The 26133-nt window shown below is 70.9% G+C and carries 26 protein-coding genes; 11 read left to right on the forward strand and 15 right to left on the reverse strand.

Annotated features, from left to right (window positions below):
- Positions 1-63 precede the first annotated feature (63 nt).
- Together radA and disA are read left to right on the forward strand one after the other, a co-directional pair.
- Positions 64-1473 (forward strand): DNA repair protein RadA, encoded by a 1410-nt coding sequence (gene radA, locus ABZ471_RS09885; protein WP_359064365.1) that lies wholly within the window; start codon positions 64-66, stop codon positions 1471-1473.
- A gap of 81 nt (positions 1474-1554) precedes the next feature.
- Positions 1555-2679: a DNA integrity scanning diadenylate cyclase DisA gene (gene disA, locus ABZ471_RS09890; RefSeq protein ID WP_359064367.1), complete on the forward strand. Its 1125-nt coding sequence runs from the start codon at positions 1555-1557 to the stop codon at positions 2677-2679.
- A 236-nt stretch (positions 2680-2915) separates the two neighbouring features.
- On the opposite strand, the gene ABZ471_RS09895 is transcribed toward disA, so the two are convergent.
- Positions 2916-3725, reverse strand: a complete 810-nt coding sequence (locus ABZ471_RS09895; protein WP_359064369.1) for a hypothetical protein — start codon at positions 3723-3725, stop codon at positions 2916-2918.
- Positions 3726-3915: 190 nt separating this feature from the next.
- Between ABZ471_RS09895 and ABZ471_RS09900 the strand changes: the two genes are divergently transcribed.
- The 5 genes from ABZ471_RS09900 to cseC all read left to right on the forward strand — a co-directional run bounded on the left by ABZ471_RS09900 (position 3916) and on the right by cseC (position 8434).
- On the forward strand, positions 3916-4791 hold the full coding sequence (locus ABZ471_RS09900) for an A/G-specific adenine glycosylase (protein WP_359064371.1): 876 nt from the start codon (positions 3916-3918) through the stop codon (positions 4789-4791).
- A 273-nt stretch (positions 4792-5064) separates the two neighbouring features.
- Entirely contained in the window at positions 5065-5604 is a 540-nt protein-coding gene (locus ABZ471_RS09905) for a SigE family RNA polymerase sigma factor (protein ID WP_067006350.1), read from the forward strand.
- A complete protein-coding gene (locus ABZ471_RS09910; protein WP_359064374.1) occupies positions 5592-6245 on the forward strand; it encodes a hypothetical protein in 654 nt (217 codons plus the stop codon). Before ABZ471_RS09905 ends, ABZ471_RS09910 begins: the two co-directional genes overlap by 13 nt.
- Positions 6246-6314: 69 nt before the next feature.
- Complete coding sequence (gene cseB, locus ABZ471_RS09915; RefSeq protein WP_359064376.1) at positions 6315-7019, forward strand: two-component system response regulator CseB; 705 nt, start codon at positions 6315-6317, stop codon at positions 7017-7019.
- Positions 7020-7030: 11 nt separating this feature from the next.
- Positions 7031-8434 (forward strand): two-component system sensor histidine kinase CseC, encoded by a 1404-nt coding sequence (gene cseC, locus ABZ471_RS09920; RefSeq protein ID WP_359064378.1) that lies wholly within the window; start codon positions 7031-7033, stop codon positions 8432-8434.
- Positions 8435-8599: 165 nt separating this feature from the next.
- Here the strand turns inward: cseC and ABZ471_RS09925 are convergent, their stop codons facing one another.
- Positions 8600-10192 (reverse strand): MDR family MFS transporter, encoded by a 1593-nt coding sequence (locus ABZ471_RS09925; protein WP_359064379.1) that lies wholly within the window; start codon positions 10190-10192, stop codon positions 8600-8602.
- A 124-nt stretch (positions 10193-10316) separates the two neighbouring features.
- Here ABZ471_RS09925 and ABZ471_RS09930 point away from each other — a divergent pair, with 124 nt between their 5' ends.
- Complete coding sequence (locus tag ABZ471_RS09930) at positions 10317-10916, forward strand: TetR/AcrR family transcriptional regulator (protein ID WP_359064381.1); 600 nt, start codon at positions 10317-10319, stop codon at positions 10914-10916.
- 13 nt (positions 10917-10929) lie between these two features.
- On the opposite strand, the gene ABZ471_RS09935 is transcribed toward ABZ471_RS09930, so the two are convergent.
- Positions 10930-11481 carry a M23 family metallopeptidase gene (locus ABZ471_RS09935; protein ID WP_359064383.1) on the reverse strand — a complete coding sequence of 184 codons (552 nt, stop codon included), beginning with the start codon at positions 11479-11481 and terminating at the stop codon, positions 10930-10932.
- A gap of 453 nt (positions 11482-11934) precedes the next feature.
- Between ABZ471_RS09935 and ABZ471_RS09940 the strand changes: the two genes are divergently transcribed.
- Positions 11935-12558, forward strand: a complete 624-nt coding sequence (locus ABZ471_RS09940; protein ID WP_359064385.1) for an HAD family acid phosphatase — start codon at positions 11935-11937, stop codon at positions 12556-12558.
- 83 nt (positions 12559-12641) lie between these two features.
- Here the strand turns inward: ABZ471_RS09940 and ABZ471_RS09945 are convergent, their stop codons facing one another.
- Entirely contained in the window at positions 12642-15167 is a 2526-nt protein-coding gene (locus ABZ471_RS09945; RefSeq protein WP_359064387.1) for an ATP-dependent Clp protease ATP-binding subunit, read from the reverse strand.
- A 430-nt stretch (positions 15168-15597) separates the two neighbouring features.
- On the opposite strand from ABZ471_RS09945, the gene ABZ471_RS09950 reads away from it, so the two are divergent.
- Positions 15598-16272: an SCO3374 family protein gene (locus ABZ471_RS09950; protein ID WP_359064389.1), complete on the forward strand. Its 675-nt coding sequence runs from the start codon at positions 15598-15600 to the stop codon at positions 16270-16272.
- On the opposite strand, the gene ABZ471_RS09955 is transcribed toward ABZ471_RS09950, so the two are convergent.
- The 10 genes from ABZ471_RS09955 to ABZ471_RS10000 form a co-directional block, all read right to left on the reverse strand.
- On the reverse strand, positions 16251-16586 hold the full coding sequence (locus ABZ471_RS09955) for an Lsr2 family protein (RefSeq protein WP_359064391.1): 336 nt from the start codon (positions 16584-16586) through the stop codon (positions 16251-16253). The two genes, ABZ471_RS09950 and ABZ471_RS09955, sit on opposite strands and share 22 nt — an antisense overlap.
- A gap of 202 nt (positions 16587-16788) precedes the next feature.
- Complete coding sequence (locus ABZ471_RS09960) at positions 16789-17322, reverse strand: amino-acid N-acetyltransferase (RefSeq protein WP_359064393.1); 534 nt, start codon at positions 17320-17322, stop codon at positions 16789-16791.
- A 9-nt stretch (positions 17323-17331) separates the two neighbouring features.
- Entirely contained in the window at positions 17332-17763 is a 432-nt protein-coding gene (locus ABZ471_RS09965; RefSeq protein WP_359064394.1) for a BlaI/MecI/CopY family transcriptional regulator, read from the reverse strand.
- Between the two features lie 155 nt (positions 17764-17918).
- Entirely contained in the window at positions 17919-18098 is a 180-nt protein-coding gene (locus ABZ471_RS09970; RefSeq protein WP_270082353.1) for a hypothetical protein, read from the reverse strand.
- Positions 18099-18156: 58 nt separating this feature from the next.
- Positions 18157-18828, reverse strand: a complete 672-nt coding sequence (locus ABZ471_RS09975; protein ID WP_359064586.1) for a hypothetical protein — start codon at positions 18826-18828, stop codon at positions 18157-18159.
- Between the two features lie 167 nt (positions 18829-18995).
- Complete coding sequence (locus tag ABZ471_RS09980) at positions 18996-19793, reverse strand: type III pantothenate kinase (protein ID WP_359064397.1); 798 nt, start codon at positions 19791-19793, stop codon at positions 18996-18998.
- Positions 19794-19798: 5 nt separating this feature from the next.
- The gene (gene nadC / locus ABZ471_RS09985; RefSeq protein ID WP_359064399.1) at positions 19799-20776 is read right to left on the reverse strand and encodes a carboxylating nicotinate-nucleotide diphosphorylase; all 978 of its coding nucleotides are present in this window, start codon (positions 20774-20776) and stop codon (positions 19799-19801) included.
- A 4-nt stretch (positions 20777-20780) separates the two neighbouring features.
- Entirely contained in the window at positions 20781-22511 is a 1731-nt protein-coding gene (locus ABZ471_RS09990) for an L-aspartate oxidase (protein WP_359064401.1), read from the reverse strand.
- Positions 22508-23509, reverse strand: coding sequence for a pantoate--beta-alanine ligase (gene panC / locus ABZ471_RS09995; protein ID WP_359064403.1), 1002 nt, complete (start codon positions 23507-23509; stop codon positions 22508-22510). The genes ABZ471_RS09990 and panC overlap by 4 nt, the downstream gene beginning before the upstream one ends.
- Positions 23509-24462 (reverse strand): DUF2520 domain-containing protein, encoded by a 954-nt coding sequence (locus ABZ471_RS10000; protein WP_359064405.1) that lies wholly within the window; start codon positions 24460-24462, stop codon positions 23509-23511. Before ABZ471_RS10000 ends, panC begins: the two co-directional genes overlap by 1 nt.
- 172 nt (positions 24463-24634) lie before the next feature.
- On the opposite strand from ABZ471_RS10000, the gene ABZ471_RS10005 reads away from it, so the two are divergent.
- Positions 24635-25807, forward strand: a complete 1173-nt coding sequence (locus ABZ471_RS10005; RefSeq protein ID WP_359064407.1) for a beta-eliminating lyase-related protein — start codon at positions 24635-24637, stop codon at positions 25805-25807.
- Between the two features lie 72 nt (positions 25808-25879).
- On the opposite strand, the gene ABZ471_RS10010 is transcribed toward ABZ471_RS10005, so the two are convergent.
- Positions 25880-26086 (reverse strand): hypothetical protein, encoded by a 207-nt coding sequence (locus ABZ471_RS10010; RefSeq protein ID WP_359064409.1) that lies wholly within the window; start codon positions 26084-26086, stop codon positions 25880-25882.
- Positions 26087-26133: the final 47 nt, after the last annotated feature.

Here is a 26133-nt window from a genome sequence, read left to right on the forward strand (position 1 = left end):
ATACCGGGCCACCCATGTGCGCCCCGGACGGACGTTGTCAGTACCGCGGGCTACGGTTTCCGCATGGCTGCCCGTACCAAGACCACCAAGGACCGACCGTCCTACCGCTGCACCGAGTGCGGCTGGCAGACGGCCAAGTGGCTCGGCCGCTGCCCCGAGTGCCAGGCCTGGGGGACGGTCGAGGAGTACGGCGCGCCCGCGGTCCGTACGACGGCACCGGGCCGCGTCACCAGTTCCGCACTGCCCATCGGCCAGGTCGACGGCCGCCAGGCCACCGCCCGCCCGACCGGCGTGCCCGAGCTGGACCGGGTGCTCGGCGGCGGTCTCGTGCCCGGCGCGGTCGTGCTGCTCGCGGGCGAGCCCGGGGTCGGCAAGTCCACGCTGCTGCTGGACGTGGCGGCCAAGTCCGCGAGCGAGGAGCACCCGACCCTCTATGTGACCGGCGAGGAGTCGGCGAGCCAGGTCCGGCTGCGCGCCGATCGCATCGGCGCCCTCGACGACCACCTGTATCTGGCCGCCGAGACCGACCTGGCGGCCGTCCTCGGCCACTTGGACGCGGTGAAGCCGTCCCTGCTGATCCTGGACTCGGTACAGACCGTGGCCTCCCCGGAGATCGACGGCGCGCCCGGCGGCATGGCCCAGGTCCGCGAGGTGGCCGGCGCCCTGATCCGGGCCTCCAAGGAGCGCGGGATGTCCACCCTGCTGGTGGGCCATGTCACCAAGGACGGCGCGATCGCCGGCCCCCGTCTGCTGGAGCACCTGGTGGACGTCGTCCTGCACTTCGAGGGCGACCGGCACGCGCGCCTGCGCCTGGTGCGAGGGGTGAAGAACCGCTACGGGGCCACGGACGAGGTCGGCTGCTTCGAACTGCACGACGAGGGCATTACGGGACTAGCCGACCCAAGCGGACTTTTCCTGACCCGCCGTGACGAACCGGTCCCGGGTACGTGCCTGACCGTCACCCTGGAGGGCCGCCGCCCGCTGGTGGCGGAGGTGCAGGCGCTGACCGTGGACTCGCAGATCCCCTCCCCGCGCCGGACCACCTCGGGCCTGGAGACCTCCCGGGTGTCGATGATGCTGGCGGTGCTCGAGCAGCGCGGCCGGATCAGCGCGCTCGGCAAGCGGGACATCTACTCGGCGACCGTCGGCGGCGTGAAGCTGTCGGAGCCCGCCGCGGACCTCGCCATCGCGCTCGCGCTCGCCTCCGCCGCCAGTGACACCCCGCTGCCCAAGAACCTCGTCGCGATCGGCGAGGTGGGCCTGGCGGGCGAGGTCAGACGGGTCACCGGCGTGCAGCGCAGGCTCGCCGAGGCGCACCGGCTGGGCTTCACGCACGCGCTCGTGCCGGGCGATCCTGGCAAGGTCCCGCCCGGGATGAAGGTCCTGGAAGTCGCCGACATGGGGGACGCGCTCAGGGTCCTGCCGCGCTCCCGTCGCCGAGAGGCCCCACAGGAGGCTGAGGAGCGCCGGTAGACTTTGCCCAGGTCTCGCCCGTCCGTACGAACCGAGTGCGCGAAACGGGAGCGCCCCAGAACCTGCGACCGGAGGAGTGCAGTGGCAGCCAACGACCGGGCGGCAGCTCCCGGAAAGTCCGGTGGGAGTTCCGGTGCCGAGGGCCTGATGCGCGCCGCGCTGAGCGCGGTGGCTCCGGGCACGGCCCTGCGGGACGGCCTCGAGCGGGTTCTCCGCGGCAACACCGGCGGGCTCATCGTGCTCGGCTCCGACAAGACCGTCGAGACGATGTGCACGGGCGGATTCGTCCTGGACGTCGAGTTCACGGCCACACGCCTGCGGGAGCTGTGCAAGCTGGACGGCGGCATCGTGGTCTCCTCCGACCTGTCGAAGATCCTGCGGGCCGGCGTGCAGCTGGTGCCGGACCCGACGATCCCGACGGAGGAGACTGGCACGCGGCACCGGACGGCGGACCGGGTCTCGAAGCAGGTCGGCTTCCCGGTGGTGTCGGTCTCCCAGTCGATGCGGCTGATCGCCCTGTACGTCGACGGGCAGCGGCGCGTGCTGGAGGACTCGGCGGCGATCCTGTCCCGCGCGAACCAGGCGCTGGCCACCCTGGAGCGGTACAAGCTCCGGCTGGACGAGGTCGCGGGCACGCTGTCGGCGCTGGAGATCGAGGACCTGGTGACGGTCCGGGACGTGTCGGCGGTCGCCCAGCGGCTGGAGATGGTCCGGCGCATCGCCACCGAAATCGCCGAATACGTGGTCGAACTGGGCACGGACGGTCGTCTGCTGTCGCTCCAGCTGGAGGAGTTGATCGCCGGGGTCGAGCCGGACCGTGAGCTGGTGGTCCGGGACTACGTCCCCGAGCCCACGGCGAAGCGCTCCCGCACGGTCGAGGAGGCGCTCTCGGAGCTGGACGCCCTCAGCCACGCGGAACTGCTGGAACTGGGCACGGTGGCGCGCGCGCTGGGCTACACCGGCTCCCCCGAGACCCTCGACTCGGCGGTGTCCCCGCGGGGCTTCCGGCTTCTGGCCAAGGTGCCGCGTCTGCCGGGCGCGATCATCGATCGCCTGGTGGAGCACTTCGGGGGCCTGCAGAAGCTGCTGGCTGCGAGCGTCGATGACCTGCAGACGGTGGACGGTGTGGGCGAGGCCCGGGCGAGGAGCGTGCGGGAGGGTCTGTCGCGACTGGCGGAGTCTTCCATCCTGGAGCGCTACGTCTGAGTTTCCGGGGCGGCGCGGTCCGTCGTCAACCACGGATCTCCGTCGTGCCGGTCCGTCGTCGACCACGGATCTCCGTCGTGCCGGTCCGTCGTCGACCACGGATCTCCGTCGTGCCGGTCCGTCGTCGACCGCGGATCTCCGTCGTACTGGTCCGTCGTCGACCGCGGGTCCGTCGTGGCTTGTCGCGCGGTTCCCCGCACCCCTGCTCGACGCAGCTGTGGGCGGACCGGCAGTTGCTAGTCCGCCGTCAGCACGAAGGAAGCCTGGGTCTTCGCGAACCCCGGCGCCTCGGCCTCCAGCAAGTACGTGCCCGTCTTCGCCGAGCCCGCCGGAGGAGTCGCGCACTGCGGAGCACTCGGCTTGCGGTCCCACTCCACGGTGTACGTGATGCTCTGCCCCGCAGCCACCCGGAACACCAGGCTCGCCGCCCCCTTCGGGCAGTCGGCCGAGGACCAGTAGGCGTCGCTGCTGTCCGCCGGCGTGATCGTCAACACCGCGTTCTTCGGCCCGAGATCGACCTTGCAGTCGGCGGCCGATGTGTTCTTCGCGGTGAGTTCGAACGACGGCGTCTGGTCGGGCGAGTACGAGTTGTGCCGGCTGCGCAGGGTCAACGTGACCGCTCCGGCAGTGCAGTTGGGCAGCGAGGAGGACGCCGGCAGCGTGTCGCCCGTACCGACCTGGCCGCTGCCGGACCCCGAGCCCGAACCGCCGGCGGACCCCGACGAGCCGGAGCCGCCCTTGCCGTCCGAACCGGATCCGTCACCCGACCCGGAACCGCTCCCACCGGAGCTCCCGCCGCCCGACTCGTCGCGCCCGCCCGGGTGTTGACTGATCGCGGGCCCGGACGCGGAGGGCCCCGGCGTGATCGTGGACACGGGATCCTTGCCGTTGGACCCCGCGGAGTTCTTCTTGCCGCCCCCGCCGCCGGACGTGACGATCCAGGTGGTCAGCAACGCCAACAGGGCGACCACAGACGCCAGTACGACCCTCCGTCGCCAGTAGATGGAGGAGGGAAGCGGCCCGACCGGATTGCGCAGAGATCCCACGGCGCAAACTGTACGAGAGATCGGCGCGCTTGCTTGCCCCACCCGCCGCCCGGGGTCAACTTTTCCGGATCATCATCCCGGCAACTGCCACGGGAAAAAGGGTCCTTCACACACCGCGACCTGGCGCAACGCTCCGCAACCGCGGCGCGACCGGCCATGCCCGCCCGACCCGTGGCAGGATCGGAAGGCCATGACTGAGAAGCTCCACGCCCCCGTGATCGCCTGGTTCGACATCCACGCCCGCGACCTCCCCTGGCGCCGCCCGGAAGCGGGCCCGTGGGGCGTGATGGTCAGCGAGTTCATGCTCCAGCAGACCCCGGTGAGCCGGGTCCTGCCGGTCTACGAACAGTGGCTGGCCCGCTGGCCGCGCCCCGCCGACCTCGCCGAGGAGGCCCCCGGAGAGGCCGTGCGCGCCTGGGGCCGGCTCGGCTACCCGCGCCGCGCCCTGCGTCTGCACGGCGCCGCGGTCGCCATAACGGAACGGCACGGTGGGAACGTACCGACGGATCACACGCAGCTGCTGGCGCTGCCCGGCATCGGCGAGTACACGGCCGCGGCGGTGGCCTCCTTCGCCTACGGGCAGCGGCACGCGGTGCTGGACACCAATGTGCGCCGGGTCTTCGCCCGGGCGGTGACCGGGATGCAGTACCCGCCGAACGCCACCACGGCCGCCGAGCGCCGTCTGGCCCGCGAGCTGCTGCCCGAGGACGAGAAGACCGCCGCCCGCTGGGCCGCCGCGTCCATGGAACTGGGCGCGCTGGTGTGCACGGCGAAGAACGAGGGCTGCCACCGCTGTCCGATCGCCGCGCAGTGCGCCTGGCGGCTGGCGGGCAAGCCGGAGCACGAGGGGCCGCCGCGCCGCGGGCAGACGTACGCCGGCACGGACCGTCAGGTGCGCGGCAAGCTGCTGGCCGTGCTGCGGGAGGCACACACGCCGGTGCCGCAGGCGGCGCTGGACCGGGTGTGGCACGAGCCGGTGCAGCGCGCCCGCGCCCTCGACGGGCTCGTCACGGACGGTCTGGTGGAGCCGCTGCCCGGCGGTCTGTACCGGCTTCCGCTGACCTGACACACAGCCACATCACAGCGCGGGGGCCCTCGTTACGGACCACCCAGCCCGACAAAGCGCCCCATAAAGGGACATAAGAGTCACCCCCCATACCCCGCACCTACTTCCGTTACACAACCGACGGACAGCCGATTGCTAGCCGAAGGCTGCTTCGCACAGCCCCGTGACAACCGCTCCGTAGTTTTCTTCCTGTGCCCGGCAGACCACGGGGCAGCGGTACAGCGGGACTTCGGACACAGACCGGAGCACACGGGGAATCGGAGGCGGTTGATCATGGCGCAGGGCGAGGTGCTCGAGTTCGAGGAGTACGTCCGCACCCGGCAGGACGCGCTGCTGCGCAGCGCCCGCCGGCTGGTCCCGGACCCGGTCGATGCCCAGGACCTGCTGCAGACCGCGCTGGTGCGGACCTACGGCCGCTGGGAGGGCATCGCCGACAAGCGGCTCGCGGACGCCTACCTGCGCCGGGTGATGATCAACACCCGTACCGAGTGGTGGCGGGCGCGCAAGCTGGAGGAGGTCCCGACCGAGCAGCTGCCGGACGCGTCCGTGGACGACTCCACCGAGCAGCACGCCGACCGGGCGCTGCTGATGGACATCATGAAGGTGCTCGCACCGAAGCAGCGCAGTGTCGTCGTGCTGCGACACTGGGAGCAGATGTCCACTGAGGAGACGGCCGCGGCCCTCGGCATGTCGGCCGGTACGGTCAAGAGCACGCTGCACCGGGCGCTCGCCCGGCTCCGCGAGGAGCTGGAGGCCCGCGATCTGGACGCACGCGCGCTGGAGCGTGAGGAGCGGGAGCGTTGCGCGGCCTGACCGGGGCCGGGCCCACCGAGGCCCGAAGCAGTACGCAGGCGGTGATCGCGGCGGCGGCCGCGCTCGCCGCCCTCGCCCTTTTCGTCGCCGCGTGCGGCACCGGGGGCACGGGCGCGCGGGACGAGGGTCCGGCGCACGCCTCCGCGATGGCGGGCGCCGCTGCCTCTCCGGCGCCGAGTCCCGCCGAGACCTACCGGCGCGTGGACGCCGTGGCGCTGCTCAGGAAGGACCCGTCGGTCTCGGCGGCCGTCAAGCGCGACCTGAAGCCGTGCAACGACGACGACTATCCGGTCGACGTCTCCTACGGCGACCTGACCGGCGGCGCAGTGGACGACGTCGTCGTCAACGTGCTCACGTGCGCCGACTGGGTCGGCATCGGCTCGTATGTGTACCGGGACGAGAGCGGCACCTTCGAGAACGTCTTCAAGACCGAGGAGTCGCCGGTCTACGCGGAGATCGACCAGGGCGTCCTGACCGTGACCAAACAGACGTACCGGAAGAGTGACCCGATCTCGAGCCCGTCCGGTGAGGACGTGATCCCCTACAGCTGGAAGGCGGGACGGTTCGTCCAGGGGCGTCCCGTCCACACCGAGTACGGCAGCGGCGTCGGCGACGAGGTCACGCCCGAGCCGGACACCTGACGGACCACACCATCGGCCATATGACCGACCACGTCACCGAGAACATCACCGAGAACTGAGAGCAGCGGGATGGCAGACCAGACCCACGTCCTCTTCGTCGAGGACGACGACGTCATCCGCGAGGCCACCCAGCTCGCCCTGGAGCGGGACGGCTTCGCGGTCACCGCCATGCCCGACGGGCTGTCGGGCCTGGAGGCGTTCCGGGCGAACCGTCCCGACATCGCGCTGCTGGACGTCATGGTCCCGGGTCTGGACGGGGTCAGCCTGTGCCGTCGCATCCGGGACGAGTCGACCGTTCCGGTGATCATGCTCTCGGCGCGCGCCGACTCCATCGACGTCGTCCTCGGCCTGGAGGCGGGCGCGGACGACTACGTGACCAAGCCGTTCGACGGTGCCGTCCTGGTCGCCCGGATCCGCGCGGTGCTGCGCCGCTTCGGCCACGCCGGCGGCTCCGCACACGCCGAGGGTGCCCCCGCGCAGGTGAACGGCGGCCCGCTGGCCTTCGGTGACCTGGAGATCGACACCGAGGGCATGGAGGTGCGGCGGGCTGGGCAGCCGGTGGCGCTGACCCCGACCGAGATGCGTCTGCTGCTGGAGTTCTCCACCGCGCCCGGCACCGTCCTCTCCCGCGACAAGCTGCTGGAGCGGGTGTGGGACTACGGCTGGGGCGGGGACACCCGGGTCGTCGACGTCCATGTGCAGCGGCTGCGCCAGAAGATCGGCCAGGACCGGATCGAGACGGTCCGCGGCTTCGGCTACAAGTTGAAGGCCTGAGCGAGGCGGTCATGCGGGGGATCATTCGGCGCCCGGTGGGGTGGGCGGAGCGCGCGGGTCTGCGGACCGGACTCAGATGGAAACTCAGCGCGGCGATCGCGCTGGTGGCGGGGCTGGTGGCGATCGCGCTGAGCCTGGTCGTGCACAACGCGGCCCGCGTCTCCATGCTGGACAACGCCCGCGACCTCGCGAACGAGCGCGTCCAGATCGCCCAGCGCAACTACGAACTGTCCGGGCGACCGAACTTCCCCAGCGTCAAGATCGACGACCCCGAGCTGCCGCCCGCGCTGCGGGAGAAGGTCGAGGAGGGCCGCCGGGCCACCTACGTCAGCGATCACGGCGGGGGTGTGCCGGACATCTGGGCGGCCGTACCGCTCAAGGACGGGCACGTGCTGTCCATGCACAGCCACTTCCCGGACCGTTCCACGGACGTGATGAAGGACCTCGACCAGGCCTTGATCATAGGGTCCATCGCGGTCGTGTTCGGCGGCAGCGCGCTCGGCGTGCTGATCGGCGGGCAGCTGTCGGGGCGGCTGCGCAAGGCGGCGGCCGCCGCGGGCCAGGTCGCCAACGGCGAGACCGACGTACGGGTGCGGGAGGCCATCGGCGGGGTCGTACGGGACGAGACCGACGATCTCGCGCGCGCGGTGGACGCCATGGCGGACGCGCTGCGACAGCGCCTGGAGGCCGAGCGGCGGGTCACCGCCGACATCGCGCACGAGCTGCGCACCCCGGTGACCGGCCTGCTCACCGCCGCCGAACTGCTGCCGCCCGGCCGCCCCACCGAACTGGTCCTGGACCGCGCGAAGGCCATGCGCACCCTCGTCGAGGACGTCCTGGAGGTGGCCCGGCTCGACAGCGCCTCCGAGCGGGCCGAGCTGCAGGACATCATGCTGGGCGAGTTCGTGGCCCGGCGCGTGGCCGTCAAGGACCCGCAGGTCGCCGTACGGGTGGTGCACGAGTCGGAGGTCACCACCGACCCGCGCCGCCTGGAGCGGGTGCTGTTCAACCTGCTCGCCAACGCCGCACGGCACGGCAAGCCGCCGATCGAGGTCACGGTCGAGGGCCGGGTCATCCGGGTCCGCGACCACGGCCCCGGCTTCCCCGAGGCACTGCTCGCCGAGGGCCCGAGCCGCTTCCGCACCGGCAGCATGGACCGCGCGGGCAAGGGCCACGGCCTGGGCCTGACCATCGCGGCCGGCCAGGCCCGGGTGCTGGGCGCCCGCCTGACCTTCCGCAACGTGCGCCCCGCCGGCGCCCCCGACCACGTCCCCGCGGAGGGCGCGGTCGCCGTCCTCTGGCTCCCGGAACACGCCCCCACGAACACCGGCAGCTATCCGATGCTGCCGCCGTCCGGGGGCTCCGGCCGGACGATGCTGCCGCCGTCCGGGGGCTCCGGCCGGAACAGCCGCTGAGGCTCGGGCCCCGTCGTTCAAGAAGTCCGGCAACGAAGAACCACGACGGCGATCAGCCGGGACCGCGAGAGCCGCGCCGGTTCGGGCCCAGAAATTTCGGGCCCGGAAAGGGGCAGGCCCCCCGGGGCGGACACCAGCCGGGGGGCCTTCAGCTCGGGGACGTGCTCAGACGGCCTCGATCATCGGCGCCGGAGCGGCATCCGCGCTCTCCGCCGAGGGCTTCTGCGCACCGCCCTTCAGCGGCACCTCCTTCACGAACACCGCCGCGATCAGCACGAGCACCGCGATCACCGCGCCCAGCAGGAACGCCGAGTGCGTACCCGCGGACACCGCGTGCTGATAGGCCTCCCGCGCCTGCGCCGGCAGCTTGGCCAGGCTCGCCGCGTCCAGCTGGGCCGACCGCTCGGTGATCTTCGAGCCCAGCGCACCGGCCCGCTCGGCCATGACGTCCTGGATCCGGTGGTTGAAGAGCGCGCCCATGATGGCCACACCGAAGGAGGAGCCGAGCGTACGGAACAGGGTGGCGGACGAGGACGCCACGCCCATGTCCTTCATCTGCACGCTGTTCTGCGCGACCAGCATGGTGATCTGCATCAGGCAGCCCATGCCGGCGCCGAGCACGGCCATGTAGATGCCGGAGGTCAGCCGCGTGGTGTCGGTGTCCATCAGCGACAGCAGGTACAGACCGACGATCATCAGCACACCGCCGACGATCGGGAAGACCTTGTAGCGGCCGCTGTTGGTGGTGACCCGGCCGGCGATCATCGAGGTCACCAGCATCGCGCCGAGCATCGGCAGGAGCAGCAGGCCCGAGTTGGTCGCGGAGGCACCCTGCACCGACTGCTGGTACAGCGGCAGGAAGAGCGTGGCGCCGAACATCACGAAGCCGGTGATGAAGCCGATGATGGACATCAGCGTGAAGTTGCGGCTGCGGAAGATGTGCAGGGGCAGCACCGGCTCGGAGGCCTTGGTCTGCCAGAACACGAACCCGACCAGCGCGGCCACGCCGATGCCGATCAGCTCCATGATCCGCGCGGACGTCCAGGCGTACTCGCTGCCGCCCCAGGTGGTGACCAGGACGATGGAGGTGATGCCGACGGTCAGCAGGACGACGCCGAGGTAGTCGATGCCCGCCTTGGCCCGCTTCTTCGGCAGGTGCAGCACGGCGGAGACCAGCGCCAGCGCCACGGCACCGAGCGGCAGGTTGATGTAGAAGGCCCAGCGCCAGCCCCAGTTGTCGGTGATGGTGCCACCGACCAGCGGGCCGCCGATCATCGCCAGCGCCATGACGCCGGCCATCATGCCCTGGTACTTGCCGCGCTCCCGCGGCGGGATGAGGTCGCCGATGATCGCCATGACACCGACCATCAGACCGCCGGCTCCGAGTCCCTGAACGGCCCGGAACCCGATCAGCTGGCCCATGTCCTGGGCCATGCCGCTCAGCGCGGAGCCGATCAGGAAGATCACGATCGAACTGAGGAAGGCGCCCTTGCGGCCGTACATGTCGCCGATCTTGCCCCAGACCGGGGTCGAGGCCGCGGTCGCCAGGGTGTACCCGGTCACCACCCAGGACAGGTGTTCCAGGCCGCCCAGATCGCCCACGATCGTCGGCATCGCCGTACCCACGATCATGTTGTCGAGCATCGCGAGCATCATCGCGATCATGAGCGCGAGCAGGACCACCCGCACGCTCTTCGGTTGTTTCTCCGGCTGGTCCGGTATCCCCTGGGCCGCCACGGCAGCTTCCGTGTCCGCCATCTTCCACTCCCCCTTACGGCATCAACTTACTTGCCGCCCGGCTAGTTATCACTACACTGTGAAGGTAGACCTGTAACTAGCCGGGCGTCAAGTAAGTTTCCGCGGGAGCGCGAGGAGTACGAGGATGGGCGTCACCATGGACGGCACGAAGCAGCAGCGCCGCGGAAACACCCGCCAGCGCATCCAGGACGTCGCGCTCGAACTCTTCGCGGAGCAGGGCTACGAGAAGACCTCTCTGCGCGAGATCGCCGAGCGTCTCGACGTCACGAAGGCGGCCCTGTACTACCACTTCAAGACGAAGGAAGAGATCATCGTCAGCCTCTTCGAGGACCTGACGCAACCGATCGAGGACCTGATCGAGTGGGGTCGGAGCCAGCCGCACACCCTGGAGACCAAGCAGGAGATCGTACGGCGCTACAGCCAGGCCCTGGCCGGCGCGGAACCGCTCTTCCGGTTCATGCAGGAGAACCAGGCGACGGTACGGGAACTGCGCATCGGCGAGTCCTTCAAGGACCGGATGACCGGCCTCAGGGACATCATCATCGACCGCGACGCCCCCCTGGTCGACCAGGTCCGCTCCATCAGCGCGCTCTTCACGCTGCACGCCGGGATGTTCGTGATGCAGGACCTGGAAGGCGACCCCGAGAAGAAGCGCGCGGCCGTTCTCGAAGTCGCCGTGGACCTCGTCACGCAGGGGCACAAGGGCTCCCGCACGGAGGACTAGAGCCTGTCCGGGCTCAGACCTTCACGCCCTCGGCGCGCAGGAAGGAGACCGGGTCGATTCCGGAGCCGTAGTTCGGGGTCGTACGGATCTCGAAGTGCAGGTGCGGGCCGGTCGAGTTACCGGTGCTGCCCGAAAGGGCTATGTGCTGGCCGGTCTTGACGACCTGACCGATCTTGACGTCGACCCGGGACAGGTGCGCGTACTGCGAGTAGGTGCCGCTGCCGTGCTTGATGACGACGGCGTTGCCGTACGCGGGGCCGTCACCGGCGCCGTTGGGGCCGGCCTTGACGACGGTGCCGCCGTGCGCGGCGACGACGTCGGTACCGGTCGGCACGGCGAAGTCCTGACCGCTGTGCTTGGCGACCCAGTGGCTGCCGGCCTGCGCGAAGCCGGCAGAGAGCGTGTACGTCTTCACCGGGTCGACCCAGGAGGCGGCCGACGGCGCGGCGGCGCTCGCGACCCCGGACCCCAGCACGGCCGCGGCGCCCACTCCGGCGGCCAGGACGGTTACGCGGGTGCGGAGCGAGGACGTGCGGGCAGAACGGGACGTGAAGCGCTGGAACATGGAGACCTCGTGGGCTCGGGGACAGAATCACCACCCGGCGCACTGACGTTCGCCGGACGGGCCATTCATTGGTAACCCCCGACCCCATTCACGCTCAATGCCCCCCATCTACGGCGCCAGGTAGTGGATAGCCAAAAAATCGCCCATTCCTTGACACATCTCCCACCCCGGACATCACCCCGACGACGTCGGCATTTCACGCACGGTCTGGGGTGGACGTTCCCTTTTGTCCCTATATAGAATCCCACTATCGTGGCTAGTAACGGACATATCGCCTGTGCGCCATATCACCGGCCCACTAAACAGCCGACCAGAGAAATGTGACGCACGCCTCTAGGCACCTACCCATCGGTAACCCTACGGTTCCCCACGCGCCATCCTCACCAAAGATCATGCCCCTGACAGTTCACCGTTCAGGCCGTGCAGCGTACGGACGTGAGAGGACCCCCACCGATGACCAGACGCCCCTGGGCGCGCCGGACAGCCGCCACCGCCGTCGCCGTGGCCGCGCTCACCGCACTGGCCGCTCCCGCCGAGGCCGCGGACGCGACCGCGAGCAGCACCTCCGCCACGGCCGCCGCCAAGGTCGACTACGCCACCTGGCAGAAGGACTGCCAGTCGGTGATGGGCCAGGCCCTGCCGTACCTGAAGGCCCGCATCGCCGCCGCCAAGCCCGGCGAGAAGCAGGCGATCGTCTTCGACATCGACAACACCACGCTGGAGACCGACTTCGGCTTCAGCTACCCGCAGCCGGCCAACCAGCCGGTGCTGGACGTCGCCGAGTACGCCCAGGAGCACGGCGTCTCGCTGTTCTTCGTCACGGCGCGTCCGGGCATCATCTACTGGCCCACCGAGTACAACCTCGAGCACGACGGCTACGACGTCTCCGGCCTCTACGTCCGAGGCCTGTTCGACCTCTTCAAGGATGTCGCCGCCTACAAGACCGCCCAGCGCGTCGACATCGAGAACAAGGGCTACACGATCATCGCGAACGTCGGCAACAGCGCCACCGACCTGTCGGGCGGCCACGCCGAGAAGACGTTCAAACTGCCGGACTACAACGGGCAGTTGTCGTAACCCTTGAGTTCGGCGCTCGCGAGAGCGCATGCGAAAGGGGCCGGTGCTCGAAAGCACCGGCCCCTTTTCGTCGACCGTGACGCTTACGCGTCCTTGCTCAGGTTCGGCCCGGCACCGCCGGCCGCCTGCTCGATCGGCGGGACGTCCGGCAGCGCCGACTTCTCCTCACCCCGGAAGGTGAAGGTGACGGCGTCGCCCTCGCCCTCGGTGTCCACGACCACGATGTGACCGGGGCGCAGCTCGCCGAAGAGGATCTTCTCCGAGAGCGTGTCCTCGATCTCGCGCTGGATCGTGCGACGCAGCGGACGCGCGCCCAGCACCGGGTCGTAACCCTTCTTGGACAGCAGCTCCTTGGCGGACTGGGACAGCTCGATGCCCATGTCCCGGTCCTTCAGGCGCTCGTCCACCTTGCCGACCATCAGGTCGACGATCCGCAGGATGTCCTCCTGGGTCAGCTGCGGGAAGACGACCACGTCGTCGACGCGGTTGAGGAACTCGGGGCGGAAGTGCTGCTTGAGCTCGTCCGAGACCTTGTTCTTCATGCGCTCGTAGTTCGACTTCGTGTCACCCGTGGCCGCGAAGCCCAGGTTGAAGCCCTTGGAGATGTCCCGCGTGCCGAGGTTGGTCGTCATGATGATGACCGTGTTCTTGAAGTCCACGACCCGGCCCTGGGAGTCGGTCAGGCGACCGTCCTCCAGGATCTGCAGCAGCGAGTTGAAGATGTCCGGGTGGGCCTTCTCGACCTCGTCGAACAGGACGACGGAGAACGGCTTGCGGCGGACCTTCTCGGTCAGCTGGCCGCCCTCTTCGTAGCCCACGTAGCCGGGGGGCGAACCGAAGAGACGCGAGACCGTGTGCTTCTCGCTGAACTCCGACATGTCGAGGGAGATCAGCGCGTCCTCGTCGCCGAAGAGGAACTCGGCGAGCGCCTTGGACAGCTCGGTCTTACCGACACCGGACGGGCCGGCGAAGATGAACGAACCACCCGGACGCTTCGGGTCCTTCAGACCGGCACGCGTACGGCGGATCGCCTTCGACAGCGCCTTGACGGCGTCGACCTGGCCGATGACCCGCTTGTGGAGCTCGTCCTCCATGCGGAGCAGGCGGCTGGACTCCTCCTCGGTCAGCTTGAAGACCGGGATGCCGGTGGCCGTGGCGAGGACCTCGGCGATCAGCTCGCCGTCGACCTCGGCGACGACGTCCATGTCGCCGGCCTTCCACTCCTTCTCCCGCTTCGCCTTGCCGGCCAGGAGCTGCTTCTCCTTGTCGCGCAGGGAGGCGGCCTTCTCGAAGTCCTGCGAGTCGATCGCGGACTCCTTGTCCCGGCGGACGGCGGCGATCTTCTCGTCGAACTCGCGCAGGTCCGGCGGCGCGGTCATCCGGCGGATACGCATCCGGGAACCGGCCTCGTCGATCAGGTCGATCGCCTTGTCCGGCAGGAAGCGGTCCGAGATGTAGCGGTCGGCCAGAGTGGCCGCCTGGACCAGGGCCTCGTCCGTGATGGAGACGCGGTGGTGGGCCTCGTACCGGTCACGCAGACCCTTGAGGATCTCGATCGTGTGCGGCAGGGACGGCTCGGCGACCTGGATGGGCTGGAAGCGGCGCTCGAGGGCCGCGTCCTTCTCCAGGTGCTTGCGGTACTCGTCCAGCGTCGTCGCACCGATGGTCTGCAGCTCACCGCGGGCCAGCATCGGCTTCAGGATCGAAGCGGCGTCGATGGCGCCCTCGGCGGCACCCGCACCGACCAGCGTGTGCAGCTCGTCGATGAACAGGATGATGTCGCCGCGGGTGCGGATCTCCTTGAGCACCTTCTTCAGGCGCTCCTCGAAGTCACCGCGGTAGCGGGAGCCGGCGACCAGGGCGCCGAGGTCCAGCGTGTAGAGGTGCTTGTCCTTGAGCGTCTCGGGCACCTCACCCTTGACGATGGCCTGGGCGAGACCCTCGACGACGGCGGTCTTGCCGACGCCGGGCTCACCGATCAGGACCGGGTTGTTCTTCGTACGGCGGGACAGCACCTGCATGACCCGCTCGATCTCCTTCTCGCGCCCGATGACCGGGTCGAGCTTGGACTCACGAGCGGCCTGGGTGAGGTTCCGGCCGAACTGGTCCAGGACGAGGGAGGTCGAGGGCGTGCCCTCGGCCGGGCCGCCGGCGGTGGCGGTCTCCTTGCCCTGGTAACCGGAGAGCAGCTGGATGACCTGCTGCCGCACCCGGTTGAGGTCTGCGCCCAGCTTGACCAGGACCTGGGCGGCGACGCCCTCGCCCTCACGAATCAGGCCGAGCAGGATGTGCTCCGTGCCGATGTAGTTGTGGCCCAGCTGAAGAGCCTCGCGGAGCGACAGCTCCAGGACCTTCTTGGCACGGGGGGTGAAGGGGATGTGGCCGGACGGGGCCTGCTGGCCCTGGCCGATGATCTCCTCCACCTGCTGGCGGACCGCCTCAAGCGAAATGCCGAGGCTCTCCAGGGCCTTAGCGGCGACACCTTCGCCCTCGTGGATGAGACCCAGGAGGATGTGCTCGGTGCCGATGTAGTTGTGGTTGAGCATCCGGGCTTCTTCCTGAGCCAGGACGACAACCCGCCGCGCGCGGTCGGTGAACCTCTCGAACATCGTTAATCGCTCCTCAGAGCGGTCAGGCAGTGGGGGGAACTTCCCCTCCCTGTCCTTCCGCAGCTTAGTCCCGCAAGCGGGGACCGCTCATTCCAACTGCCGACACCGTCCTTGGCCTCCTGACCCCGAACGCCGACATCTGCTCCAACCCGATGGTGCGAGACGATGTTCCCGCAGGCCAGGCAGTTACCCCACTCGCCACTACGCCGATGGCGAACGTGAGACGGCCCTTTCTGCGCGTCGCCCCCTCCCACTAGGCATGTCTTACCCGCAGGGACTGACACTCCATGCCGCGCGCACCGGTTCACTCCGCTATGGGCGAACAACCTTGCGCCTCTCCGAACCCCCACGCGCTCCCTTTTCAGGCACTCTGCGCAATCGACAGAACACCCAGCGTAACTCGCGCTCCGGTTCGGCTGTTGCACTTGGCATGGCTGGCTCGGTCCCGACCTCCACTGTCCCCCTTCCTCGCCGTCCCTTCGACTCGAACGCCGCCGGACCTCCGGACTGCCCGGCCGGCCCGGACGCCCGGGCCCGGGACTGGTACGAGAACGATCTGGGCTGGCCGACAGTGCCCGGACGGCCTTTGCGGCTGGTCACGGGGCTGCGGTTCGATGTTCTGGACGTGCCGGCCGAGGCGGGCGCCGCGGCGCTCAGGCACCTCGCGCCGGGCTCTCCGGTGGCCCTGCGGGGGGACCGGATGCGGCTGCTGGTGGCCGCGGGCAGCACGGAGGAACTGCCGGAGCTGCTGGACTGGCTGGAATGGGGGCCGCTGGCACTGGACCTGCGGGCCCTGGGCGCGGACGGCCTGATGGAGGCGCCGGTTCCGCCCGAACGGGCCCGTGGCGGAGCTCGGCCGCTTCTCGGCGACCGGCTGCCCGCCGGTCCCGTGCAGGGGGCCGCCGTATGGCTGCGGCCCCCCGGGCCGGGGGGCGAGGCCGAGGCCTCGCTGCCGGCTCTGCCGGCCATGGGGGGCCTGAACGGCGCCCCCGATCTCGTACGAGTGGTGGACACGGTGGCAGCGCAGTGCCACCGGGTCCGGCTGCGGCGCGCGAGCGCCCGGCCGCCCGCCTTCCGGCGAAATCAGCCGTTGGCCTTCTCGTAGGCCTCGCGAATGGACGCGGGAACGCGGCCGCGGTCGTTGACCTCGAAGCCGTTGTCCTTCGCCCACGCGCGGATCTGCGCGGTGTCCTGGCTGCCACCGGAAGCGGCACGCGCCTTTCCACGTCCACCAGACGCACGGCCTCCGGTACGACGACCACCCTTCACATAGGGGTCGAGAAGGCCGCGGAGCTTGTCCGCATTGGTGGTCGTGAGATCGATCTCGTACGTCTTGCCGTCCAACGCGAACGTCACGGTCTCGTCCGCCTCGCCGCCGTCGAGGTCGTCGACAAGAAGGACCTGAACCTTCTGTGCCACCGGATTTCCTTTCATCGATAACGTGAGGGTCAGGGGGTGTGCGGCGTCCGCCGTTTCGCCGCCCCTGTTATATGCAGTACTGCAGTACGTCGGAAAGCAAACCGCTTTTGCCGGAAAAACACAAACCCCCGGGAGAGACCCGGGGGGCCGCCCCCGTCCGGAAACATGCGCGTTTCGGACATAGGGAACCGGGCAATGACGATCACAGATGCAGAAGCATCCGGCTGTTGCCCAAGGTGTTCGGTTTCACTCGTTCGAGACCGAGGAACTCCGCGACGCCCTCGTCATAGGAACGCAACAGCTCCGTGTACACATCGGTGTCGACCGGCGTCTCCCCGATCTCGACGAACCCGTGCTTCCCGAAGAAGTCCACTTCGAAGGTCAGACAGAAAACGCGGCGAACGCCGAGCCAGCGCGCGGTCTGCAGCAACTTCTCCAGCACCCGATGCCCCACGCCTGCGCCCTTGAGGCCGGGCTTCACCGCGAGAGTGCGGACTTCCGCGAGGTCTTCCCACATGACGTGCAGCGCGCCGCAGCCGACCACCTCGGCGTTGTCGTCGCGTTCTGCGACCCAGAACTCCTGGATGTCCTCGTAAAGCGTGACCGTGGCTTTGTCGAGCAGGATGCGGTCGCGGACGTAGGCGTCGAGGAGGCGGCGCACGGCCGGGACATCGCTGGTCCGGGCCCGCCGGACGGTGATGGCTTTTGCGGTCGCTTCGGGACGCTCTGCTGACATGAGCGGACGCTATCGCCCGGCGCTCTCCCCCGCCGCGCCGGGGTTCTCCTCTTGCGGGGCTTGCGGGGCTTCCTGGGTTTCCGGACCCTGGACGATGCGTACGGCGTCCCGGAGGGCCTGGCGCTGTTCCTCGCTCATCATCCCGAAGAAGGCGACGAGAGCGGCGGCCGGGTTGTCACTCTGCGACCAGGCGTCGTTCATCAGGGCGGCGGCGTACGCGGCCCGCGTCGAGACGGCCTCATATCGATAGGCACGGCCTTCGGCCTCTCGGCGTACCCAGCCCTTCTGATGGAGATTGTCCAGAACGGTCATCACGGTGGTGTACGCGATGGACCGCTCCTGCTGCAGGTCTTCCAGGACTTCTCGAACGGTCACCGGGCGGTTCCACTTCCACACCCGCGTCATGACCGCGTCTTCGAGTTCTCCCAATGGGCGAGGCACAGCTCAGAACAATAGTGGGAGATCCCGGCATTGGCGTGCCGGACGGGCACTTAGGCTACAAAAGCGAACAAAAAGGGCGCACGACTCGGAAAGCACCGCGATGCAGGGGCCCCGGGTGCGAGGAGTCGTACGCCGTACGGTTCAGGCGTCGCCGTTCAGGCGTCGCCGCCTGCGGAGGCCTGTCGTGCGCCCTCGGCGCGCGCGAGGGCGGCATCCACGGCCGCGTCCTCCTTGGCCTTCGCAGCCCCGCCCTGGGTCTTCACGATCACCCTGACCACACCGATGAAGAACACGGCCATGACGACCGGAGGCACGAGTGCGGAGACGTAGTCCATGGCTCCAGGGTAGCCACGCGGGCCGGGGCGAATCGGGCGGGGTGGGCGATCCGGCCCGTCAGCCGGCGGCGAGCTGCCGCGACCCGGCCGGCTCCGCCGGGGCGGCCGGCGGCTCGGGCGGCTTGCGCCGGGGGAAGACCTCACCCGGCGTGGGGATGGGGCGCTTCGGGGCGGCCGGCTCGTCGGCCGGGCGCTCGGCGGGACGTCCAGGAGGGACCTGGCCGGGCTTCTGAGCGGGCTTCTGAGCGGGTTTCTCCGGGTCCGCGGCCTGAGCGGCCGGGGACCCGTCCGCACCGCCGGGAAGGGCCAGCAGGCGCGTCCTGCAGGGGGGTACGGCGGGGGCGGGGACCTTGCGGGCGCCCTGGGCGAAGCGCGCCCTCACGTCCTGCTCGGCGAGCGCCTGGCAGCGGTCCAGCAGGGCGGCCGCCACGGGGTTGCCGCGCAGCGCCCTGAGCGCGGCGAGGTCGTCCGGCGTCGGCCGGTGCCCGGCGCCCAGCGCCTCCTCGAGGAGCGCGAGGTAGCCGGCGGCGGTACCCGGCAGGGCGGCGCGGTACCGGCCGAGGTCGGCCACCAGGAAGGCGCGCAGTCGGGCCCCCTCGCGCATCGCCTCGTCGAGGGTCTCGGCGAGGCGATAGCAGTCCTTGACGTCCTCGGCGGACGCTCGGCCGGGGTGAAGGGCGAGGGCGAGAGCGCGGCGGAGCACACGCAGCTCCTCCGCGCCGAACGCCATGCCGCCGCGGGATCCGTATGGCGTGGGCATGCGGCGACGCTACCGCTAATCAGACAAAAGCGACGAATCGGAATGGGATGTCGGCGCGTGTCGCTGCCAGGTTTCCCCCGACCGGGGTCACGCGCGCGTGGACCGCGCTCACCGGCGCCCGGTGCGGGCGCCGGTCCTCACATCCGCGACACGTTGCGCTCGTACACCAGGCGCAGACCGATCAGGGTCAGCCACGGCTGGTGCTCGTCGATCACCGAGGACTCGCCCAGCACCACCGGCGCAAGGCCGCCCGTGGCGATCACCGTGACGTCGTCGGGGTCGTCGGCCAGCTCCCGGGCCATCCGGTTCACCACTCCGTCGACCTGCCCGGCGAAGCCGTACACGACGCCCGACTGCATGGCCTCGACGGTGTTCTTACCGATCACGTTCCGGGGCCGGGCCACCTCGATCTTCCGCAGCTGCGCGGCCCTGATTCCGAGGGCCTCGACCGAGATCTCGATGCCGGGGGCGATGACCCCGCCGACGTACTCCCCGCGCGCGGAGAGCGCGTCGAACGTGGTCGCCGTGCCGAAGTCGACGACGATCGCCGGACCGCCGTACAGCTCGTTCGCCGCGACCGCGTTGATGATGCGGTCGGCGCCGACCTCCTTGGGGTTGTCGAACTGGATCGGCACGCCGGTCTTCACACCGGGCTCGACCAGCACCGCGGGCACGTCGCCGTAGTAACGCCGGGTGACCTCGCGCAGCTCGTGCAGCACCGACGGCACGGTCGCGCAGATCGCGATGCCGTCGATGCCGTCGCCCAGCTCCTCGCCGAGCAGCGGGTGCATGCCCATCAGGCCCTGGAGCAGCACCGCCAGCTCGTCCGCCGTGCGGCGCGCGTCCGTGGAGATGCGCCAGTGCTCGACGATGTCCTCGCCGTCGAACAGGCCGAGCACGGTGTGCGTGTTACCGACGTCGATCGTGAGCAGCATGGCCGTTACTCCGCCTCGCGCAGGTCCAGGCCGATGTCGAGGATCGGCGAGGAGTGGGTGAGGGCGCCGACGGCCAGGTAGTCCACGCCGGTGTCGGCGTACGCGCGCGCGATGTCGAGCGTGAGCCGCCCGGAGGCCTCCAGCAGGGCCCGCCCGCCGACGATCCCGACGGCCTCCGCGCACTCCCCGGGCGTGAAGTTGTCCAGCAGGATCAGGTCGGCGCCCGCGTCGACGACCTCGCGCAGCTGGTGCAGGGTGTCGACCTCGACCTCGATCGGCACCTCCGGGAAGGCCTCCCGTACGGCCTTGAAGGCCTGCGCGACGCCACCGGCGGCCACCACATGGTTGTCCTTCACCAGGGCCGCGTCGGAGAGCGACATGCGGTGGTTGACGCCGCCGCCGCAGCGCACCGCGAACTTCTCCAGGGAGCGCAGCCCCGGCGTGGTCTTGCGGGTGTCCCGCACCCGTGTCTCGGTGCCTTCCAGCACGTCCGACCACGCGCGCGTGGCGGTCGCGATGCCGGACAGGCGGCACATGAGGTTGAGGGCGCTGCGCTCGGCGGTGAGCAGGTCACGCGTGCGCGTGGTGACCGACAGCAGCTTCTGCCCGGCCTCGACGCGGTCGCCGTCCTCGACGTGCCGCTCGACCTCGAACTCGTCCGTGCAGACCACGGAGAGCACGGCCTCGGCCACCCGCAGGCCCGCCACCACACCGGCCTCACGCGCGGTGAAGTCGCCGGTGGCCACGGCGTCCTCGGGGATGGTCGCGACGGTCGTCACGTCCACGCCGCCGTCCAGGTCTTCCTGGATGGCGACATTGGCGACGTCCTCGACCTCGATGGGGTCGAGCCCGGCAGCGGCCAGCAGCTCGGCGAGCGCGGGGTCGAGCCCGCTCTCCAGGTACTCCTCGTCACCCTCGGCGCCGCAGGCGCAGCCGTCACCGCAGCCGCCGGTCGGGGCGAGGGGAAGGTCGTCGGTGCTCACGTGTTCACTGCTCCTGGGGGCGCTGGTGGTGGCGGGAAGGCCGGGTCGGGGGGAAGTCTGCGGTGTCCGTGGTCCGTACGGCCAGCGACCGGTCGGGATTGAGCCGTACGACGATGTGACGCCGCCAGTTCGTGTCGTCGCGCTCGGCGCGGTCCTCGCGCCAGTGGCAACCGCGGGTCTCCTCGCGCAGCCGGGCGGCGGCGACCAGGACGCGGGCCACGCACAGGAGGTTGGTGGCCTCCCAGGTGTCGACGCCCGGCTCGGCGGTCTTGCCGTTTTCCTCCAGGGCGTCGCGGGCCTCGCTGTGCAGCCGCTGGAGCTGGTCCGCGGCCTTCTCCAGGGAGTCCGCCGAGCGGAGCACGCCCGCACCCTCGGTCATGATCCGCTGGACGGCGAACCGGGCCTCCGGGACGAGCAGCGGGTACGCCGGCTTCTCGGGGTGCGGGACCGGCTCGGGCACGCGCGCGTGGAGGCCGTCTCCGGCATGGGCCGCCACGATGTCCGCGGCGATGCGCTCGGCGTAGACCAGGCCTTCGAGGAGGGAGTTGGAGGCGAGCCGGTTGGCGCCGTGCACGCCGGTGCAGGCGACCTCGCCGCACGCGTACAGGCCGGGGACGGTCGTACGTCCGCGCGCGTCGGTGCGCACGCCGCCGGAGGCGTAGTGGGCGGCCGGGGCGATCGGGATGGGCCCGGTGACCGGGTCGATGCCGTTGGCGCGGCAGGCGGCCAGGATGGTCGGGAAGCGGTGCTCCCACATGTCGGCGCCGAAGTGCCGGGCGTCGAGGAACATGTGCTCGGCGTCCTGCTCCTGCATCCGCCGCATGATGCCCTTGGCGACGATGTCCCGGGGCGCCAGCTCGGCCAGCTCGTGCTGCCCGACCATGAAGCGCACGCCGTCCCCGTCGACCAGGTGGGCGCCCTCGCCGCGCACCGCCTCGGAGACGAGCGGCTGCTGGCCCTCGGCGTCCGCGCCGAGGAAGAGCACGGTCGGGTGGAACTGCACGAACTCGAGGTCGCTGACCTCCGCGCCCGCACGCAGCGCCAGCGCCACGCCGTCGCCGGTCGACACGGACGGGTTGGTGGTCGCGGAGAACACCTGGCCCATGCCGCCGGTCGCGAGGACGACCGTGGGGGCGTGCACGGCGCCCACGCCGTCGTGCTGGCCCTCGCCCATCACGTGCAGGGTGACGCCCGCGGTGCTGCCGTCGGCGTCCGTGAGCAGGTCCAGGACCAGCGCGTTCTCGATCATGCGCACCCCACGCGCGCGTGCGGCCTCCACGAGGGCCCGGGAGATCTCCGCGCCGGTCGCGTCCCCGCCCGCGTGCGCGATACGGCGCCGGTGGTGGCCGCCCTCGCGGGTGAGCTGGATGTCGCCCTCCTCGTCGGTGTCGAAGTGGGCGCCGGTGGAGATCAGCCGCCGTACGGCGTCCGGACCCTCGGTGACGAGGATCCGTACGGCGTCCTCGTCGCACAGGCCCGCACCCGCCACCAGGGTGTCCTCGAGGTGCTGCTCCGGGGTGTCGCCCTCGCCGAGGGCGGCCGCGATGCCGCCCTGCGCCCAGCGTGTGGAGCCGTCGTCCAGGCGGGCCTTGGTGACGACGACCGTCGTCAGGCCGGCGGCCTCGCAGCGCAGCGCGGCGGTCAGGCCGGCCACTCCGGAGCCGACGACGATCACGTCCGCGGAGATGGACCACCCGGGGGCGGGCGCGTGCAGTCGTATGCCTGTCCTGGTCACGAGGCGGCTCCGAGGGATCCGAAGGTGAGAGGGAGGTTGTCGATCAGCCGGGTGGTGCCGACCCGGGCGGCCACGGCGAGGACGGCCTCGCCGGTGAAGTCGTCGCCGATCTCGGTGAAGTCGGACGGGTCCACCAGAGCGAGGTAGTCCAGCCGGAGCGGCGGGTCGAAGCGGGCGGCCTCGTCCAGTGCCTGGCGGGCGGCCGCGCGTACGGCCGCCGGGCCGCCGGGCACGGCCGTGGCCACGGCGTGCGCGTCGGCCGCCGCGCGGGACTCCCCTATGGCGCTCAGCGCCTCGGCGCGCGCGTGCGTGGAGGGCACTTCGCGGGCCCGCGCGCGCAGCGCCTCCTGCGCGGCGTGCCGGTCGCCGCCGGCGAACAGGGCGTGGGACAGGGCGAGCGCGGTGCGTCGCTCCTCCGGCGAGAGGTAGCGGTTTCGGCTGGACAGGGCGAGCCCGTCGTCCTCGCGCACGGTCGGTACGGCGACGATGTCGATGCCGAAGTTCAGGTCCCGCGCCATGCGCCGGATCAGGGCCAGTTGCTGGGCGTCCTTCTGCCCGAACAGGGCCACGTCGGGGCGGCTGAGGTGCAGCAGCTTGGCGACGACGGTGAGCACGCCGTCGAAGTGCCCGGGCCGTGCCGCGCCCTCCAGGCGCTCGCCCATGGGGCCCGCGGAGATCCGCACCTGGGGTTCGCCGCCCGGGTACACCTCGTCCACGGAGGGCGCGAACACGACGTCGGCGCCCGCCTGTTCGGCGAGCTTCAGGTCGGCCTCGAGGGTGCGCGGATAGCGGTCCAGGTCCTCGCCGGCGCCGAACTGCAGCGGGTTGACGAAGACGGTGACGACGACCTCGCCGCCCGGGCCGGCGATCTCGCGGGCGGTGCGGATCAGCGTGGCGTGGCCCTCGTGCAGGGCTCCCATGGTCATCACCACGGCGCGGCGGCCGTGGCGCACGCGCGCGTGCAGCTCTTCGGCGGTGCTCAGCAGGGCGGTGGTCATCAGGCGTTCCCCTCGGTGCCGTTCGTACCGTTGATGCCGTTCGTGCCGGTGGCTCCGTCGGCCAGCACGCCGAGCAGGTCCTCGGCGAGTTCCGGCTTCAGCAGGCCGTGGGCGAGGGCCCGGTCGGCGGTCGCGCGGGCCATCGCCAGATAGCCGGCGACGGTCTGCGGGGCGTGCCTGCGCAGCTCGGTGACGTGCGCGGCGACCGTACCGGCGTCCCCGCGCGCGACCGGTCCGGTGAGCGCCGCGTCGCCGGAGCGCAGCGCGTTGTCCAGAGCGGCGCCGAGCAGCGGGCCGAGCATCCGGTCGGGGGCCTCGACGCCGGCCGTGCGCAGCAGCTCCATGGACTGGGCGACCAGGGTCACCAGGTGGTTGGCTCCGAGGGCGAGGGCCGCGTGGTACAGCGGGCGGTTCTGCTCGCTGATCCACTCGGGCTCGCCGCCCATCTCGATGACCAGGGCCTCGGCGGCCAGGCGCAGTTCCTCGGGCGCGGTGACGCCGAAGGAACAGCCCGCCAGGCGCTGGACGTCCACCGGGGTGCCGGTGAAGGTCATCGCCGGGTGCAGCGCCAGCGGCAGCGCGCCCGCGCGCGTGGCGGGGTCGAGCACCTTCGCGCCGTACCGCCCGGAGGTGTGCACGAGCAGTTGTCCCGGCCGTACGGCGCCGGTCTCGGCGAGGCCGGTGACCAGGCCGGGCAGGGCGTCGTCGGGGACGGTGAGCAGGACGAGGTCTGCGCGCTGGAGGACCTCGGCGGGCGGCACCAGAGGCACGTCGGGGAGCAGCGTCTCGGCACGCCTGCGGGAGGCGTCCGAGACCCCGGAGACGGCCACCGGGCGGTGTCCGGCGAGCTGGAGGGACGCGGCCAGGGCGGGGCCCACGCGTCCGGCGCCGACGACGCCGACGGTGAGCCGCGCGGGGCGGTCCTTGAGATCTGGCTGGTGGACTGTACTCACGCGACAGCGGCCTTCCCGTTCCAGTCCGCTCTGGGTACCGGACGATTTCTCGTCATGTTAACGCTATCGGGTCGGGCGGCGACCGGTTGTCCACAGGCTGTGGGTTTCGCCACGCCCCCGCCGCAGGGAAATTCCGCGCCCGCGCGCAGGCGGGCGGGGCATGATCCACGGCATGACTGATACAGCTGGGCAGGGCGGGGAACGGTCGGCGGCGGAGCTGTTGCGCAAGCGGCGCAGGACCGCCCAACTGGAGGCGCGGCGGGCCCTTTCGCGCGCGGGCTGGCGGGGCACGATCCGCGAACGGCTTGCGCTGCTCCAGGAGGCGGCCCCCGAGGTGTACGACCTGGACGAGCCGACGGACGTCTACGGCGACCGGATCGTGGCCGCCCTGGAGGAGCGGGTCGCCGCTCTGCTCGGCACCGAGGCCGCCGCGTTCTTCCCGACGGGCACGATGGCCCAGCAGGTGGCCCTGCGCTGCTGGGCGGCCCGCACCGGCAACCCCACGGTGGCCCTGCACGCCCTGGCCCACCCCGAGGTGCACGAACGGCATGCGTTCAGCCAGGTCAGCGGTCTGCGTCCGGTCCGGGTGACCGGCGAGCCCCGGCTGCCCACGGCCGACGAGATACGCAACTTCCCGGAACCCTTCGGGGCGCTGATGCTGGAACTTCCCCTGAGGGACGCCGGTTTCGTGCTGCCCACCTGGGAGGAGCTGACCGACGTCGTGGAGGCGGCGCGGGAGCGCGACGCGGTGGTGCACTTCGACGGCGCACGCCTGTGGGAGTGCACCGTCCACCTCGACCGCCCCCTGGACGAGATCGCGGGCCTGGCGGACAGCGTCTACGTGTCGTTCTACAAGTCCCTCGGCGGCTTCGGCGGCGCCGCTCTGGCCGGCCCGACGACCCTGATCGAGGAGGCACGGACCTGGCGGCACCGCTACGGCGGCATGATCTTCCAGCAGTTCCCGACCGTGCTGTCCGCGCTCGTCGGCCTGGAGCGGGAGCTGCCCCGGCTGCCCGATTACGTGCGCCACGCGCGCGTGGTCGCCGCCGCGCTGCGCGAGGGGTTCGCCGAGGCCGGGCTGCCGTGGGCGCGCGTGCACCCCGAGGTGCCGCACACCCAGGAGTTCCAGGTCTGGCTGCCGTACGAGCCCGAGGTGCTGGCGGAGGCGGCGGTGCGCCAGGCCGAGGAGACGTCGGTGATGCTCTTCGCCAACGGCTGGGACGGCCCTGCGCCCGGCCTGGCGTATACCGAGGTCGGCATCCGCTCCGCGGGCCTGGACTGGACGGCCGACGACGTCCGGGCGGCCGTCGCGGACTTCGCGAGCCGACTGCCCGGCAGGGACTGAGGCCTGCCCGGCGGATCAGGCCGGCTCCGGCCGACGGGGATCGATCATGCCGGCTCACGGCAACGGTGCCCGCTACAGCGCGCGGGGGCGCAGCCAGCGTTGCAGGACCTGGCGGAGCCGCCCGCGCGCGGGGCGTTCGGCGACGACCGCGCGAAAGCGGCGGTAGTCGCGCAGCTCGCGCAACAGGTCGGCGTCGTGCAGGCCCGGCGCGGGCGGTTCGGGCTCGCCGTGCAGGCGGGCGCGGTAGACGTCGAGTTGGTACTGCTGGGTGATGCTCATGGCGGATCGCCCTCTCGGGACGTGGCTGATCGGTGATGGATCGGGCT

Origin of the sequence: Streptomyces sp. NPDC005728 (assembly GCF_040630895.1) — a bacterium.
GTDB lineage: Bacteria > Actinomycetota > Actinomycetes > Streptomycetales > Streptomycetaceae > Streptomyces.

Bases quoted from the DNA above. Each gene is read 5' to 3' on its own strand.
- ABZ471_RS09940 (WP_359064385.1), top strand. From the start codon at position 11,935: ATGACCAGACGCCCCTGGGCGCGCCGGACAGCCGCCACCGCCGTCGCC.
- ABZ471_RS09935 (WP_359064383.1), bottom strand. From the start codon at position 11,481: ATGTTCCAGCGCTTCACGTCCCGTTCTGCCCGCACGTCCTCGCTCCGC.
- ABZ471_RS09905 (WP_067006350.1), top strand. From the start codon at position 5,065: ATGGCGCAGGGCGAGGTGCTCGAGTTCGAGGAGTACGTCCGCACCCGG.
- ABZ471_RS09950 (WP_359064389.1), top strand. From the start codon at position 15,598: ATGGCTGGCTCGGTCCCGACCTCCACTGTCCCCCTTCCTCGCCGTCCC.
- cseB (WP_359064376.1), top strand. From the start codon at position 6,315: ATGGCAGACCAGACCCACGTCCTCTTCGTCGAGGACGACGACGTCATC.
- ABZ471_RS09925 (WP_359064379.1), bottom strand. From the start codon at position 10,192: ATGGCGGACACGGAAGCTGCCGTGGCGGCCCAGGGGATACCGGACCAG.
- panC (WP_359064403.1), bottom strand. From the start codon at position 23,509: ATGACCACCGCCCTGCTGAGCACCGCCGAAGAGCTGCACGCGCGCGTG.
- ABZ471_RS09930 (WP_359064381.1), top strand. From the start codon at position 10,317: ATGGGCGTCACCATGGACGGCACGAAGCAGCAGCGCCGCGGAAACACC.
- ABZ471_RS10010 (WP_359064409.1), bottom strand. From the start codon at position 26,086: ATGAGCATCACCCAGCAGTACCAACTCGACGTCTACCGCGCCCGCCTG.
- ABZ471_RS09900 (WP_359064371.1), top strand. From the start codon at position 3,916: ATGACTGAGAAGCTCCACGCCCCCGTGATCGCCTGGTTCGACATCCAC.
- ABZ471_RS09945 (WP_359064387.1), bottom strand. From the start codon at position 15,167: ATGTTCGAGAGGTTCACCGACCGCGCGCGGCGGGTTGTCGTCCTGGCT.
- cseC (WP_359064378.1), top strand. From the start codon at position 7,031: ATGCGGGGGATCATTCGGCGCCCGGTGGGGTGGGCGGAGCGCGCGGGT.
- ABZ471_RS09970 (WP_270082353.1), bottom strand. From the start codon at position 18,098: ATGGACTACGTCTCCGCACTCGTGCCTCCGGTCGTCATGGCCGTGTTC.
- ABZ471_RS09960 (WP_359064393.1), bottom strand. From the start codon at position 17,322: ATGTCAGCAGAGCGTCCCGAAGCGACCGCAAAAGCCATCACCGTCCGG.
- ABZ471_RS10005 (WP_359064407.1), top strand. From the start codon at position 24,635: ATGACTGATACAGCTGGGCAGGGCGGGGAACGGTCGGCGGCGGAGCTG.
- ABZ471_RS09975 (WP_359064586.1), bottom strand. From the start codon at position 18,828: ATGGCGTTCGGCGCGGAGGAGCTGCGTGTGCTCCGCCGCGCTCTCGCC.
- ABZ471_RS09980 (WP_359064397.1), bottom strand. From the start codon at position 19,793: ATGCTGCTCACGATCGACGTCGGTAACACGCACACCGTGCTCGGCCTG.
- radA (WP_359064365.1), top strand. From the start codon at position 64: ATGGCTGCCCGTACCAAGACCACCAAGGACCGACCGTCCTACCGCTGC.